Origin of the sequence: Sorangium sp. So ce394 (genome assembly GCF_051474665.1) — a bacterium.
Classification (GTDB): Bacteria; Myxococcota_A; Polyangia; order Polyangiales; family Polyangiaceae; genus Sorangium; species Sorangium cellulosum_D.
Window position 1 is genome coordinate 10,864,177 of sequence record NZ_CP150339.1, and the last position, 14,220, is coordinate 10,878,396.

A 14,220-nucleotide genomic window follows, 5' to 3' on the forward strand; every position below is an offset into this window, starting at 1 on the left:
GGAGCGCCCAACCTGGGTCGGGTCGGGAGCGCCCAACCTGGGTCGGGTCGGGAGCGCCCAACCTGGGTCGGGTCGCCGCAACCTGCGGCGGAGCGCAACCTGGGTCGGGTCGCCGCCGCCAACCTGGGTCAGGTCGCCGCCCCGCCGCCCAACCTGGGTCGGGTCGCCGCCGCCGCGCCCAACCTGGGTCGGGTCACCGGGTCGCCGCCGCCGGGGTCGCGGCTGCGCGGCTGGGTCGGGTCGCGGCTTGCGCGGCGCGCGCTCGCCGCCAGTAGACAGGACAGCCGGATACCCGGCGTTCCTCTCGGCCATCCTGCGCTACACCGACAATCCCGAGGGCGGGGCGGCCACACCGGTTCACCCGGAGAAGGGCGGCGCCTATATCGACGTCGTCGACTTCCACTATTACCCGATCTTCAGCCCGAAGAGCTCGGACGCGTCCGTCGACGACCTCCTCGCATCGAAGGACGCTTTTGTCGCGGCGCACGCCGGCGCCGGCGTGCGGGTGGAGGGGTGGAACGTCTAGGAGAGCGGCGCGCCGCTCGCGCCCACGCCGAAGTACCCCGAGGTGGGAAGCCCGGAGTATGCGCGCAACTACCTCATCAAGGTGATGACGCTGGCGCAGGCACCGAACGTCGAGATCGCGACGCCATCGGGGTTCGATATCCACGCATGGGACGGCGCGAAGGCATCATCCAACGCACGCGACGGTAATGTAACGCTCGCTCTCTCGGGCAGCCCGGTGCTGCTGGTCGAGCGATGATCCGAGACTCTACCCAGGCGAGACCCGAGACCACCCGAGAAACCAGAAGCACGACCCGGGTCGACTGGGATCGCTGCCCCCGAGCAACCGCTGAGTTCTACTCAATCAATATTAACCGGCATTGTGGATGACAGCGTCGTGCGAATACTCTGCCGTCCGATCCGCCCCTCTCCGAACGGACATCCTCTACGAGGACGCCAAAGCCGCCGCCCTCCCTGCTGTAGCGTCGCGGCGCACCGCTCGATTTAGATCGCGAGCGCGGCGTCCGTTACGCTGGCACCGTGAAACGTGCGCATCCACCACGTCCCCGCAGGAAATAAGACGCTGCGCACGCCGGCACGCCACCTTTCGAGCGCCGCGCGGTACGTCGCGCGAAACGTCCGCACAGCGGCGGAAGCGATTCGCCACGCGTCTTCCTGTCCTCGACCAACCGCGAAGGTCGGATTGCGAGCCCTCAGCGCCTCAAAGCTCGTAACGCGCTCGTACGGGGAGACTTCGCTGGCTCGCTCGGCGCCAAGGAAACGGTGGCCTTGTCCCTGAATCTCCGCATGTGCCTGCGCTTCCTGTCGCTCGATCTCGGCGGCGACCTGTTGACGAAAGCCGTCCGCGCGGTCCTGCTCAATGAGCGGCGGCAACGCGATCGGGAGCGTCGCTTCCTCGGGCCACTGCGGATTTTCCGGATCGAGATATACCGAAGGACGCGCTGCGTGCAGCACACCGCAGCCGAGCTCACGCACATCCACCTTGGCGCCCGGCCACTCACGCGCATACCGGACGAGGCCAGCGGCCACGGGATTCGCGAGGACGTAAGCGATCTTCTCCACCAGCGCTGCGCGCGTCAGCAATTGCACTACGCTCGTCGCTTCGTGATCCCAAACCGGCCCTTCCCACGTGCGGAGCACTTTTGTACCGAGCGCAACGATACGATGGAAGAATTGCAGGAACCGCGGCAGGACGCCCTTCGTGTCGGTCACGATGATGTGCAGGTGCGTTGACATCGCGCAGAACGCGTGCACCTCGATGCCGAAGCGACGCGCTGAGACGGCGAGGGTGTAGACCAGAAGCTGGGTAATGGACGCGTCGGGGCGTAAGAGGAGGTGTCGGCGCAGGACGCGGCGGGTGATCATGTAGGTGGCGCCGGGAATGATCTCGCGGGGCTGGCTCATGGCCAGGACACACAACAAACTCCGTGCCGGGGGTCGCCGCGAATCTTTTCAACAACTTGGCGCACGCCATGGGTGGCGGCCGCCAGGCGGTCGGCCCTGATGGACGGCTCCCCTGCTATCCCGAGCTGGGTAGCATGGGGTTACTGCCAACCGATGCTACCCCCGCTACCTTGACCCAGGTTGCTTCGCAACGCTGAGGGCACAACCTGGGTCGGTCACCCCGCCGCACCGGTCGTCCCGGGTCGCCCTTAACCTGGATCGGGCCGTAGGTCGCCAACCTGGGTCGGGCCGTAGGTCGCCAACCTGGGTCAGGCCGTAGGTCGCCAACCTGGGTCGGGTCGCAACCGCGCCAACCTGGGTCGGGTCGCAACCGCGCCAACCTGGGTCGGGTCGCGCCGCCTCCGGCGCCGTACGTCCCGCACGAGCCCGCTCGGCCCCGCCCTCGCATGGTAGCGTCCTCTCATGGAGCTCCGCCTGCGCGGCCTCACCCACCTCGATCCGCTTGCGGTCCCCCTGCCCCACGGCACCGAGGTGACCACCCGCGTCGACCGCCTCCTCGGCGAGCGCCGCGTCCCGCAGGGCGCCGTCGGGCGCGTCGTCGCCTCGGCGGGCGCGGAGCTCGACGTCATGGTCGTCGGCGTCGGCGTCGTCCGCTACCGCCGCGACGAGCTCGTCCCGCGCAAGGCCGGACAGGTGCGGCACGCGGAGCGGCGCAGCGCCACGTGGGACGCGCTCCGGCCCGCCGTCGTCCTCGAGGCCGTCGTGGGGTCGCGCGCGTGGGGGCTCGCGCACGAGGGGTCCGACACCGACCGGCGCGGCGTCTTCGCCCTCCCCTTCCCCTGGGCCACCGGCCTCGCCGAGCCGCCGCGGGACCTCGTGAGCGCCGACGGCAGCGCCTCGTACTGGGAGGTCGAGAAGGCCATCCGGCAGGCCCTGCGCGCCGATCCGAACACCCTCGAGCTGCTCTTCGTCCGCACCGCAGAGGCGCGCGACGAGATCGGCGCGTGGATCCTCGAGGCGCGCACCGCGTTCGTGTCGTCGGCCATCTACGGCAGCTTCGGCCGCTACGCGCTCTCGCAGCTCAAGCGGCTCTCGCAGGCGCACCGGCTCGCCGAGCACCGGGAGCGCGTGCTCGACTGGCTCGCGGACGACCCGTCGCTGTCGCTCGACGACGTCGCCCGGAAGCTCGCCGCCATCAGCCCGCGCGCCGCGCCCACCGAGGCCGACCGCGAGCTCCAGGCGAAGGAGCACATCAAGCAGCTCTACCGCTCGCTCCACGACCAGGGCCTCCTGCCCGCGCGCGACTTCGCCTCGCTCGCCGCCTTCGCCCGCGAGGGCCGGACCTCGCTCGACCTGTCCCGCGATCTCCGCCCCAAGAACGCCTACAACCTCGTGCGCCTCATCGCGACCGCCATCCGCTGGCTGCGCGACGGCGAGGTCGACCTGGCCGTGCAGGGCGAGCTGCGCGAGACGCTCCTCGCCATCAAGGCCGGCGCCTGGCCGCTCGACCGGACGATCGCGCTCGCCGAGGCGATGACGCCCGAGCTGGAGGCCGCCCGGCTCGCGACGAAGCTGCCCCAGCACCCCGACGTGCCCCGCGCCGACGCGCTCCTCCGGCGCGTCCGCGAGGAGGTCGCGAGGCGCCACCTGGCCGCGGCGCCGGGCCCGCTCGGCAAGGACGCGCCCCCCGCGCCCGTCGCCGTCTGGGACGACGGGGGTGCGGGCGTCGCGCGCGGCGCCGGCGAAGACGGCGAGGGCGACGGCGGCGACGAGAGAAAGGACGACGCATGAACACGCAGGTGCTCGAAGCACATCAGCAGGAGGTCGTGGCGCGCGTCATCGCCGAGGAGGAGGCGAAGCGGCCGCACCTCGTCATCGCCCTGAGCGGCGCGCACGCGTACGGCTTCCCCTCCCCGGACAGCGATGTCGACCTCAAGGCGGTGCACGTCGAGCCGACCGCGCGGCTGCTCGGCCTGCTCCGCGGCGGCGCGAGCCCCACGCGCATGGAGGTCATCGACGGGGTCGAGATCGACTACACGTCGAACGAGATCCACCCCGTGCTCCTCGGCGTGCTCCAGGGCAACGGCAACTACATCGAGCGGATCCTCGGCTCCCTCCAGCTCCACGTCGATCCGGATCTCGCCTCGCTCCGCCCGCTCGTCGCCGAGGCCCTCTCGCGGCGGATCTTCCGCCATTACGTCGGCTTCGCCACGAGCCAGCTCCGCGCCTGGGAGGCGGGCGGCCGCACGTCGGCGAAGCAGCTGCTCTACGTCCTCCGGACCACGCTGACCGGCGCCCACGCGCTCCGGACAGGCGAGATCGTCACCGACGTGACCGCGCTGCTCGACCTCTACGGCTTCAGCGCCGCGCGCGAGCTGATCGAGGCCAAGCGCGCCGGCGAGAAGTCGGAGCTCTCCGCCGAGGCCGCCGGCCGCTGGGCAGAGCAGATCTCCCGGGCCTTCACGACCCTGGAGGCAGCCCACGATCGCGCCGTGCTGCCGGAGGAGCCCCGCAACCAGGACGACCTCGACGACTGGCTGCTCACGCTGCGCAAAGCGCGGCTCTGAAGCGCGGAGGGAGCTTGAATCGGTGCACCTGTAGATGTGCACCTTGTGCGTCGCCTCGAGATCGAGCTCGAGCTCGAGATCGAGGGCGGCTCGAGGCGACGGGCGCGATGATCACCGCTGCGCCGCAGCCCCACGCGCTGTCCACGCCTCACCGCGGCAGCGAGCAGCCGTCCCCGCAGGCCATCCGGCCGTCGCTGCACCGCTTCGCCGGCCCCTGCCCCTGGCACGTGATCGGGCACCCTCGTCCGGTAGCGGTGCACGACACCGCGCACGACCCCGTGCAGGTCACCTCGCACAGTCCGACCTGATTGCACCTCACCACGCTCCCGTCTCCGACGACGGGGACGCACTTGCCCGCGTTCTCGCAGGTATACGAGCACCCCGCGCCGCAGGTCGCCTGGCACGTCTCGACATGACGGCAGTCGACGGCGCAGGCATCCGCACACCGCGTGTCGCACGCCTTACTGTGATCGCAGGAGGACCGACAGTCGCCGGCGCAGCGGCTCTCGCAGACGTCGCGCTCGGAGCAGCTCGGCCTGCAGCCGGGCGCGTCGCCACAGGTGAGCTGGCAGCTCTTTGGCACGTTTCCCGGCGTGCCGGGCGCGCAGGTGCAGGGCACGCCCGGCTGGCAGCCGCCGGGGTCGGTCGCGCGCGCCAGGGAGCTCGCGGCGCGGGGGATGTCCTTGAGGGACACCGACGTCGGCGCGCCGCTGCCGGGCGCGTCGCCGGCGCCCTGGTCGCGCGAGCGCAGGAGCAGCAGCGCTGCCCCGAGGCCGACGAAGAAGAGGAGCACCGCCGCCCCGACCACGATGGCGAGCTGTGGCGGCGCAGCCGGCGCGCGCGGCCCTGGCGCGGCGCGCGCCGCCGCCGGCGGCTGGCTCGGCAGCGCCGCAGCCGGCACGGCCGGCGCGGCGATGGGCGCGGCCGGCGCCGCCGTGGCCGGCGGGATCGCGCCGGGCAGCGGCGCCCCGCTCGGCGGTCCGCCCGGCATGCCCCGGCCGTGCGCGCGCGTGCGCGCGTCGCCCTCGGCCGCCCCCGCCGTCGCGAAGGGGGGATCCTCGCCCCGGCGCACGGCGCGCACGTCGGCGAGCATCGTTTGCGCGTTCGGGTAGCGCCGCTCGACCTGGAAGGCGAGCGCGCGGTCCACGACCCGCGCGACCCGCGGATCCACGCCGGGCGCCACGGTCGAGAGCGGCGGCGCGGGCGTCGTGCTCATCTTGATGAGGAGCTCTCCCTCGGTGAGCCCGTCCGCGTCGTGGAGCCGCCGGTTCGCGAGCAGCGTGAACATCGTCGCGCCCACCGCGTAGAGGTCGGCCCGCCCGTCCACGTCCCTCCCCAGGATCTGCTCCGGCGCCATGTAGCTCGTCGTGCCCAGCACCGCGCCCGTCCGCGTCTTCAGGCCGGCGCCGCCCTGCTTCATGCGCGCGATCCCGAAATCGAGCACCTTGAGCCGCCCGTCGCGCGTCACGAAGAGGTTGTCCGGCTTGATGTCCCGATGGACGATCCCGGCGTCGTGCGCGGCCCGGAGGACCTCGAGCAGCGTGTCGACGTGGGCGAGGATCTCGGGCAACGAGACGCTGCCGAGCCGCAACGCGCGCTCGCGCAGGCTCTCGCCCTCGAGCAGCTCCATCACCAGGAACGGCTCTCCCTGCTCGGTCACGTCGATGTCGAGGACCTGCACCGCGGCCGGGTGGCCGAGGCGCGTGGCGGCGAGCGCCTCCTGCTCGAAGCGGGCGCGGAGCTCGCGGGACACGGCGCCCTCCGGGTGCAGGATCTTGATGGCCACGCGGTGCCCCACGTGATGGGTGGCCGCGTAGACGGCCGCCATCCCGCCCGCCCCGATCAGCGCGTCGAGCCGCCACTTGCCGTGGAGGGTCGTCCCGACGCGGGCTCTCAGCCGCCGAGTCTCTTCCTCGTCCGCTTCCGACATCGGCGCCGAGCCTAGCACGGGCCGCCTCGCGGCCGGCTCGACCGCCACGCCGCGATGGCCCGGAGTCACTGGCCCTGTTCGCTCATCGACGCTCGCGCATCGCGGCCCGCTCCCCGATAGCGTGAGGCGCGCGCCGCGCTCTCCAGAGAGATCACCTCATGCGCGCTGCCGCCAAGGTGCTTGTCGTCACCTGCGCTCGGCGCGCGCTCCCGCGGAGGTGGCTCAGACCCGGCCGCCGCCGCCGGCGCGGCCGCGGCCCACGACGTCCCACGCCGCCGCGACCGCCTCTTCCGCGGTCGCGACCGACGCGATGCGATCCGAGCGCCGGTCGTCCACGCGCCCTCCGGCGAGCTGCCTCGCCCAGCCGCCGCTCGTCGCGAGCGCGAGCATCGGCTTGCCGAGCTGCCAGGCGACGGCGATCTCGCTCAGCGTGCCCGCGCCCCCGCCGACCACCACGACGACGTCCGCCGCCGCGACGACCAGGATGTTGCGCCCGATCTGCATGCCGGTCGGGATGACGATGTCCACGTACGGGTTGGCCGCGGACGCCTCGTACCCGGGCAGGAGCCCCACGATGTCGCCGTCGCGCCAGGTCGTCGCCTCGCGCCCGCCGCGCGAGACGGCGGCCATCACGCCCCCGAGCCCGCCGGTCACCAGCCGGAACCCCGCCTCGACGGCGCGGCGACCGAGCTCTACGCACACGGCCTCGGTCGCCGCGTCCAGCGCCAGGCCGTTGCCGATCACCGCCATCACGGGGCGGCGCGGCACGTAGGGAGCGATGTCCCGCTTCGTGTCCTCGTCTTCCCGATCGTCGTCCATCACGGCTCCGCTCCGGCGCCCGGGGGACGACGCGTCACGTGGCGCTCGGCCCGGTCGCGAGGCGCATCCTGTCGCTTCCCGCGCAGCGTGGCAAGATCGCTCACCTCGGCGCGCCGGCCGCCTCGGTGACGCGCCCTACTGCTGGCCGGAGTAGAGGCCGTCCACGGCCTCGGCCCAGAGCTTGTTCATGGCGACGCACCCGGCGGCATCCGGGTGCACCTGATCTCTCAGCTGCTCGGGGTGGTCCTCGAACCACGCATACAGATCCGGCCCTGGGGGGAGGGCGTTTTCGGCCGTGAGCTCGTCGATCGCCTGGTTGAACACGCCGAGCGCGTCGTGGTGGCCGTCGGGCGAGAACGGGATGCGCGCGAGCACCGGAACGCGGCCCGCGGCCTGGATCTTGTCGATGAGCTCCTGCAGGTTCGACTTGAAGGTGCTCGGGTCGGTCTGGTCCCAGGAGTCGTTGGTGCCGTAGCCGATGGCGAAGAAGTGGTAATCGGGGTTTATCTCCAGGACGTCATCGATGCGATCGAGCGCGCTGGGGCGGTCCGTGCTCTTCGTGAGCTCGCTCCCGATGCCGCCGTTGATCATCGCGGGGTAGTTGGGCTCGTGCGCTGCGTGCACGTTCTCCGCGAAGCTCGGCTGCGTGGCCGGCGTGTCGCGGTCGTAGGCGAACGCCGTGATGCTGTCGCCGAGGAAGAACCACGTGTCCTCCGCGCCATTCGAGATGTCGTGCACGTCGATCTCGTCGAGCTGGACGCCGGTGTCGTCGGACGTCGCGGGGGCCGCGGTGACGACGAGCCGGACCCAGCTCTGGCCGCTGAAGTCGAAGCTGTGAGCGCGCGTGCGGACCGGGTTGTCGGTCACCTCGGCGACGCTCTTCCAGGTGCCGTCCGAGCCGTTCGTGGAGTCGCTCGAGGTCTCCACGCGATAGGCGCCCGGCGCCCCGTATTGCACGTCCGTGTAGTTGTAGTTGTACGACGCCGTCCAGCTCAGGAGCAGCCGATCGAACCCGTCGCCGACCTGGATGGCGATCCAGGCCGGCGCGCCCGCGGTGGGCTTGCCCGCGATCCAGGTCCCCGCCGACTTGTACTTGCCGTCGTTGATGACCGACGCCGTTCCCCTCGAGGCGAAGGCGGGCTTGCCGCGCGAGATGATGGGGTTGGGCGTGATCCCCGACGCCGCAGGACCGCCGCCGGCGCCGCCGTCGCCGCCGCTGCCGCCGCTGCCGCCGCCACCGGTGCTCCCGGAGCCGCCGGTGCCGCCTCCAGCGCCGCCGCTTCCCTGGGCGGAGGTGCTCCCCGAGCTACCGGAGCTCGCGGACGCGCCCCCTGTTCCCCCGGAGCTCGCGGACGCGCCGCCGTCATCGTCCGAGCAGGCCGGCAGGAGCGCGACCGTCCCAAGCGCAAGAACCAGGAAGGCTGACTGTTGGAATGAACGCAAAGCCATCGAAGCTGACCTCCAGGGCCGGGCACTCTGGGGCATTGGGGCGTCACGATCAACAGCGGAGTCGACCCTTGCATCACAAAGGTGAACCGGTAAAGTGTAAGGCTCCGTCGCGGCGGAAGGCGCCCTCAGCGCGCCCGGAAGGCGGCGCACGGATCCCCGTCCGACACGCGCGGCGTGAACCACACGAAATCGAACGGCAGCGTCGCCGTCGAGAACTGCGCGGCGTACCGGGTGGGCTCCTGCACGCCGCGCTGCACCTGCACGAACGCCAGGCTCAGCACCTCCGCTCCGGGCGCCTCGAGCGATAGCCAGTACGGCACGCCGCGGTCGCGCCGCGCGTGGCCCGCGCCGGCGATCAACACGGCGCCGCCGGCCTCCGCGCGCACCATGGCCTGCGCCAGCTGGGCGTCGCGCGCGCGTTGCGCGAGCGCCATCGTCGGGATCAGCCGCTCGGGCAGGTGCCCGCAGTGCGAGTCGCGGAGCTCCTGCTCCAGCGACGCCTGCTCGGCGGCCGGGAGCGGCTGCTCGAGCCGCAGCTCGGCCGCCCGCTCGGGCGAGATGCCCTGCAGGCCTTGCCGCGCGAGCGCCCGCGCCTCCTCCTGCGCCACGTTGCCGCCCACGATCGGCAACCCGAAGCGAAAGGCGACGTCGAAGATCGGCAGGTACTCCGAATAGGGCGGCCAGCTCGTCCTCTCCCAGCCGATCCACGCGCCGAAGCCGGCGGCCTCTCGCCGCGTCGCCGTGTAGCCCGCGATCGCCGGTTGCTGCTGCGCCTCCAGCATCTCGAACACCACCCGCGGGCGCCGCCCTCCGGCCGCAACCTGCTCCAGCACGCGCGCCTGGAGCCGATGGTGGTCCGGGTTGTCGTGCCGCTCGCCGAGCACCACGAACCGCGCGGCGGCGAGCCGCGGCGTGAGCGCAGCGACGTCGACGAACGCGCCCGCCTTCACGTCCCACAGCTTGCCGACGAGCGCGTGATCGCGATCGAGCGCCGACCGCCACGGCGCCGCGCCGCCCGGCGGCGCCTTCGTGGGCGCATCGCCGCCGCTCGGCGCCGCCGGAGCGCGCGCGGGCGGCGAGGGCGAACAGGCGAGCAGCATCGCCGCGCAAGCGACGCCGGCGAGACGGCGCGCGCGCGGCAGCGGAGACCGTCGGGCGGCGTCGAGCGAGCACATCAGCTTCGGTGTCGGCATGGTCGTTCCGGTGGCCACGCCAGCGTAGCAGCTCGATCGCGCGCTTCCCCCTACCCGCCCTCCGCCACCACCTCGCTCCAGTCGATCTCGAACCGCGCCAGGTACTTCCGCAGCCGGTCCGCGTCGTTGACGCTCTTCTTCTTCGCCCGTGACGCCGCGAACAGCACCCGCCCCGCCTCCGACAGCGATCGCGCGCTCTTCAATACCCGCAGCACCTCGGCGAGCTGCACCCGGTCGAACGGATCGAGCGCCGCCGCCCGCCGCGCGCCGAGCGCCGCGACCAAGAGGTCCTCCCCGCCCTCCCCCGCTCCCGCGCCGCCCGCCGCCGGCGCCCGCCGCCACGCCTCGGCCAGCCGCGCGATCTCCTCCTCCACGATCGGCAGCCCGATGCGCCCCCCGGGCGCGAGCGTCGCCATCCGCGTCACGGCCGCGTTGAAGTCGCGGAAGTTGCCGGGCCACATCGCATCCCGCGACGTCGCGAACCGGAGGAACCGCTCGCGCGCGTCGCGGCTCATCGTGATCCGCACGCCGAGCAGCCGCGCCGAGGCGTCGAGCTCGTAATCGAGGTTCGGCTCGATGTCCTCGACCCGATCCCGGAGCCCCGGCAGCCGGAAGGTCCACAGGTTGATCCGCGCCAGGAGATCCTCCCGGAAGCGCCCCGCCGCGACCTCCAGCGACAGATCGCGGTTCGTGCCGGCAAGGAGCTGGAACTCGCTCCGCACCTCGCGGTCGGAGCCGACCGGCAAGAACGCCTTCTCCTCGATCGCGCGCAGCAGCATCGCCTGCTCGTCCGCGCCGAGCTCGCCGATCTCGTCGAGGAACAGCACCCCCTCGTGCGCCTTGCGGAGCAGGCCCGGGCGGTCCTTGAGCGCGCCCGTGAACGCGCCCTTCGTGTGCCCGAACAGCGCCGACATCGCCCCGTCGCCGCGGATCGTCGCGCAGTTCAGATCCACGAAGTCGCCGCTCACCTGCCGGCGGCCCTTCTTGAGATCGTAGATCTTCCGCGCGAGCTGCGATTTGCCCGCCCCCGTCGGGCCCATGAGCAAGATCGGCGCGCGCGACGCGATCGCCACGTGCTCGATCCGCTCGATCAGCCGGTTGTACCCCGCGTTGCGCGTCTCGATACCGCTCTTCAAGAACGACACCGCCTCGCGCTGCTCCTTCTGGAAGCGCGAGGCGATGCGGTCGTACTTCGAGAGGTCGAGATCGATGATCGTGAACGACCCGGCCGCGAGCTCCGCCCGGTCGCGCTTCGGCGGCGACGTCTGGATGAGCCGGCCGGGCAAATAACGCGACTCGGTGAGCAGAAACAGGCAGATCTGCGCGACGTGCGTGCCCGTCGTGATGTGGATGAGGTACTCCTCCCGGTCCGGCGCGAACGGGTACGCCCGCGCGAAGTCGTGCAGCGCGCCGTACACCGCCTCGAAGTCCCACGGGTCGTCCAGCTCGAGCACGTGACCGCGGATGTCCGTCTCCGGCGAGACGTGCCGCACGTCGCCCATCACCGTCTCGGCCAGCCCGTCGAACCGGCGCTGGTAGAGCAGCTCGAACCGGTCGACGATCAGGTCCTCGTGCTGGCAGAGCGCCACGCTCGGACGCCACCGCGACCAGCGCTCCGGCGTCTTGCCGGTGTCCAGCGTCGGGCCGAGCATGCCGAGGACCACCGTGGATTTGCGCGTCATAGAACCCTCTCTAGACGCTTTATACATCTAGATAAGCGCCGCGGCCAGCGCCCTCCGATCGCCGGGATTTCGGGTGGCACGCGCCGTGCGATACGTGGACGTGGACGTCGGACGTCGGACGTCGGAACACCGGAGTGCCGGAACGCCTGAACCGAACGACGCAGGCGTGACCCAACCATCACCGAACCCGGGCGCGCGCCGGACGGCGCGCCCCCTTCCCGGAGATCCTGCCATGGAGCGAAGCTACAACGTCATCCCCACCGACTCGGGCGTGCCCATCAAGGCGTGGACCGTCGGCGTGCCGTTCGAGCCCGCCGCCGAGGCGCAGCTCAAGAACATCGCCGCGCTGCCGTTCATCCACAAGTGGATCGCCGTCATGCCCGACGCCCACCAGGGCATCGGCGCGACGGTGGGGAGCGTCGTCGCGACGCACGGCGCGGTCATCCCGGCGGCCGTCGGCGTCGATATCGGCTGCGGGATGATGGCGGCGCGCACGAGCCTCCGCGCGTCGGACCTGCCGGACTCGCTGCGCGCGCTCCGGACCGCCATCGAGGAGGCGGTGCCGCACGGCCGCACCGACAACGGCGGGAAGAACGACCGCGGCGCGTGGCGCTCGCCCCCGCCGGCCCAGCTCGAGGCGTGGGCCGCGCTCGAGCCGCGGTACCGGCAGATCGTCGAGAAGCACCCGCGCCTCGGGCGCGGCTCGGCCATCGAGCACCTCGGCACGCTCGGGACCGGCAACCACTTCATCGAGCTCTGCCTCGACGAGGACGACCGCGTCTGGGTGATGCTGCACAGCGGATCGCGCGGGGTCGGCAACCGCGTCGGGAGCTACTTCATCGAGCTCGCCAAGCAGGAGATGAGGCGCTTCTTCGTGAACCTGCCCGACGCGAACCTCGCCTACCTGCCGGAGGGGACGAGGCACTACCACGACTACATGCAGGCGGTGTCGTGGGCGCAGGACTTCGCGGCCGTGAACCGGGAGCTGATGATGGCGCAGGTGGTGGGCGCGCTCCGCGCGTCGGGCGAGCTGCCGCCCTTCGACGCGGCCGTCGAGGCGGTGAACTGCCACCACAACTACGTGGCGCGAGAGCACCACTACGAGAAGGACGTCCTCGTGACGCGCAAGGGCGCCGTGCGCGCGCGGGCGGGCGATCTCGGGATCATCCCGGGCAGCATGGGCGCGCGCTCGTTCATCGTCCGCGGGCTCGGCAACCCGGAGAGCTTCTGCAGCTCGAGCCACGGCGCCGGCCGCGTGATGTCGCGGACCGAGGCGCGCCGCCGCTTCAGCGTCGCCGAGCACGAGGCCGCGACCGCCGGCGTCGAGTGCCGCAAGGACGAGGCCGTGATCGACGAGACGCCGGCCGCGTACAAGCCGATCGACGACGTGATGCGGGCGCAGCGGGACCTCGTCGAGATCGTGCATACGCTGCGGCAGGTCGTGTGCGTGAAGGGGTGAGCCGCGGCCCGGGGTCGTGGTATCGGTCGTCCAGGGAGAGTCGACTGCCATGCTGACCATCGATGGATCCGTCGGAGAGGGAGGGGGCCAGATCCTCCGCACGACGCTCTGCCTCTCGCTGATCACGCAGACGCCCGTCCGGATCACCTCGATCCGCAAGGGCCGCGCGCGCCCGGGGCTGATGCGGCAGCACCTCACCTCGGTCCAGGCCGCCGCCCAGGTCGGCCGCGCCGAGGTGTCGGGCGCCGCGCTCGGCTCGCAGGAGATCGTCTTCCGGCCGACGGCGATCGTGCCCGGCGAGCACACGTTCCGGGTCGGCAGCGCGGGGAGCACGACGCTCGTGCTGCAGACCGTCCTGCCGGCGCTGCTCCGCGCGCCCGCGCCGTCGACGCTCACGCTCGAGGGCGGCACGCACAACCCCATGGCGCCGCCGTTCGACTTCCTGGACCTCGCCTACCTGCCGCTCGTGCGGCGGATGGGGCCGGACGTCACCGCCACGCTGGTGACGCCCGGCTTCTATCCCGCGGGCGGCGGGCTCGCCCGCGTCTCGATCGCGCCCTCGCCCGCGCTCGCGCCGCTCGAGCTGCTCTCACGCGGGGAGATCCGCGGCCGGAGGGCGGTGGCGACGGTGTCGAACCTCCCGAGCTCCGTCGCGATGCGCGAGCTCGACGCGGCGGCGGCGGTGCTCGGCTGGGAGCCGGCCTGCTTCAAGCCGAACGTGCTGACGGGCGGCCAAGGCCCGGGCAACGTGATCACGATCGCCGTCGAGAGCGAGCACGTGACCGAGGTCTTCACCGGGTTCGGCGAGAAGGGCGTTCGCGCGGAGTCGGTCGCCGCGAAGGCCGCCGAGGAGGCGCGCGATTACCTCGCGGCGGGCGTGCCGGTGGGCGAGCACCTGGCCGATCAGCTGCTCTTGCCCATCGCCCTCGCGGGGCGCGGCGCCTTCCGGACCGTCCGCCCCTCGTCGCACACGACGACGCACCTCGAGCTGCTGCGCGATCTCCTCGGCATCCGCGCGTCGGTGGAGCAGGTCTCCGAGCATGCGTGGCAAATCGAGATCGGGCGTTGAGCGCCGGGCGGCTCGACAGACGACATCGGTCGCCGCAGCGAGGTTCGCCGTCTCCAGGCGCAGGCTGGGAACTCACCACCAGACAGCCATGAAGCTGCTCGGCGCCCCCGGGCGCGATTGACG

Annotated in this window: 12 protein-coding genes; 6 read left to right on the plus strand and 6 right to left on the minus strand. The window is 72.2% G+C overall.

Annotated elements, in window-relative coordinates; translation table 11 throughout:
- Positions 1–247: 247 nt before the first annotated feature.
- Positions 248–526: a hypothetical protein gene (locus tag WMF33_RS40195; protein ID WP_437333562.1), complete on the plus strand. Its 279-nt coding sequence runs from the start codon at positions 248–250 to the stop codon at positions 524–526.
- A 42-nt stretch (positions 527–568) separates the two neighbouring features.
- Complete coding sequence (locus tag WMF33_RS40200) at positions 569–763, plus strand: hypothetical protein (protein WP_437333563.1); 195 nt, start codon at positions 569–571, stop codon at positions 761–763.
- A 245-nt stretch (positions 764–1,008) separates the two neighbouring features.
- Here WMF33_RS40200 and WMF33_RS40205 read toward each other — a convergent pair whose 3' ends face one another.
- Positions 1,009–1,929, minus strand: coding sequence for a transposase (locus tag WMF33_RS40205; RefSeq protein WP_437333564.1), 921 nt, complete (start codon positions 1,927–1,929; stop codon positions 1,009–1,011).
- 462 nt (positions 1,930–2,391) lie between these two features.
- Here WMF33_RS40205 and WMF33_RS40210 point away from each other — a divergent pair, with 462 nt between their 5' ends.
- Positions 2,392–3,720, plus strand: coding sequence for a DNA polymerase beta superfamily protein (locus WMF33_RS40210; protein ID WP_437333565.1), 1,329 nt, complete (start codon positions 2,392–2,394; stop codon positions 3,718–3,720).
- On the plus strand, positions 3,717–4,496 hold the full coding sequence (locus WMF33_RS40215; protein ID WP_437333566.1) for a nucleotidyltransferase domain-containing protein: 780 nt from the start codon (positions 3,717–3,719) through the stop codon (positions 4,494–4,496). The genes WMF33_RS40210 and WMF33_RS40215 overlap by 4 nt, the downstream gene beginning before the upstream one ends.
- Before the next feature lie 148 nt (positions 4,497–4,644).
- Here WMF33_RS40215 and WMF33_RS40220 read toward each other — a convergent pair whose 3' ends face one another.
- From WMF33_RS40220 to rtcR, 5 genes are all read right to left on the minus strand, one after another.
- Positions 4,645–6,426: a serine/threonine protein kinase gene (locus tag WMF33_RS40220; RefSeq protein ID WP_437333567.1), complete on the minus strand. Its 1,782-nt coding sequence runs from the start codon at positions 6,424–6,426 to the stop codon at positions 4,645–4,647.
- Positions 6,427–6,648: 222 nt separating this feature from the next.
- Entirely contained in the window at positions 6,649–7,245 is a 597-nt protein-coding gene (locus tag WMF33_RS40225; protein ID WP_437333568.1) for a TIGR00725 family protein, read from the minus strand.
- A 135-nt stretch (positions 7,246–7,380) separates the two neighbouring features.
- Positions 7,381–8,694 carry a GDSL-type esterase/lipase family protein gene (locus WMF33_RS40230; protein ID WP_437333569.1) on the minus strand — a complete coding sequence of 438 codons (1,314 nt, stop codon included), beginning with the start codon at positions 8,692–8,694 and terminating at the stop codon, positions 7,381–7,383.
- 125 nt (positions 8,695–8,819) lie between these two features.
- Positions 8,820–9,887, minus strand: a complete 1,068-nt coding sequence (locus WMF33_RS40235; RefSeq protein ID WP_437333570.1) for a ChaN family lipoprotein — start codon at positions 9,885–9,887, stop codon at positions 8,820–8,822.
- 50 nt (positions 9,888–9,937) lie between these two features.
- Complete coding sequence (gene rtcR / locus WMF33_RS40240) at positions 9,938–11,569, minus strand: RNA repair transcriptional activator RtcR (RefSeq protein ID WP_437333571.1); 1,632 nt, start codon at positions 11,567–11,569, stop codon at positions 9,938–9,940.
- A 232-nt stretch (positions 11,570–11,801) separates the two neighbouring features.
- On the opposite strand from rtcR, the gene WMF33_RS40245 reads away from it, so the two are divergent.
- Together WMF33_RS40245 and rtcA are read left to right on the plus strand one after the other, a co-directional pair.
- Entirely contained in the window at positions 11,802–13,028 is a 1,227-nt protein-coding gene (locus WMF33_RS40245; RefSeq protein ID WP_437333572.1) for an RtcB family protein, read from the plus strand.
- Positions 13,029–13,077: 49 nt separating this feature from the next.
- Positions 13,078–14,097 carry an RNA 3'-terminal phosphate cyclase gene (rtcA, locus tag WMF33_RS40250; protein ID WP_437333573.1) on the plus strand — a complete coding sequence of 340 codons (1,020 nt, stop codon included), beginning with the start codon at positions 13,078–13,080 and terminating at the stop codon, positions 14,095–14,097.
- Positions 14,098–14,220 lie beyond the last annotated feature (123 nt).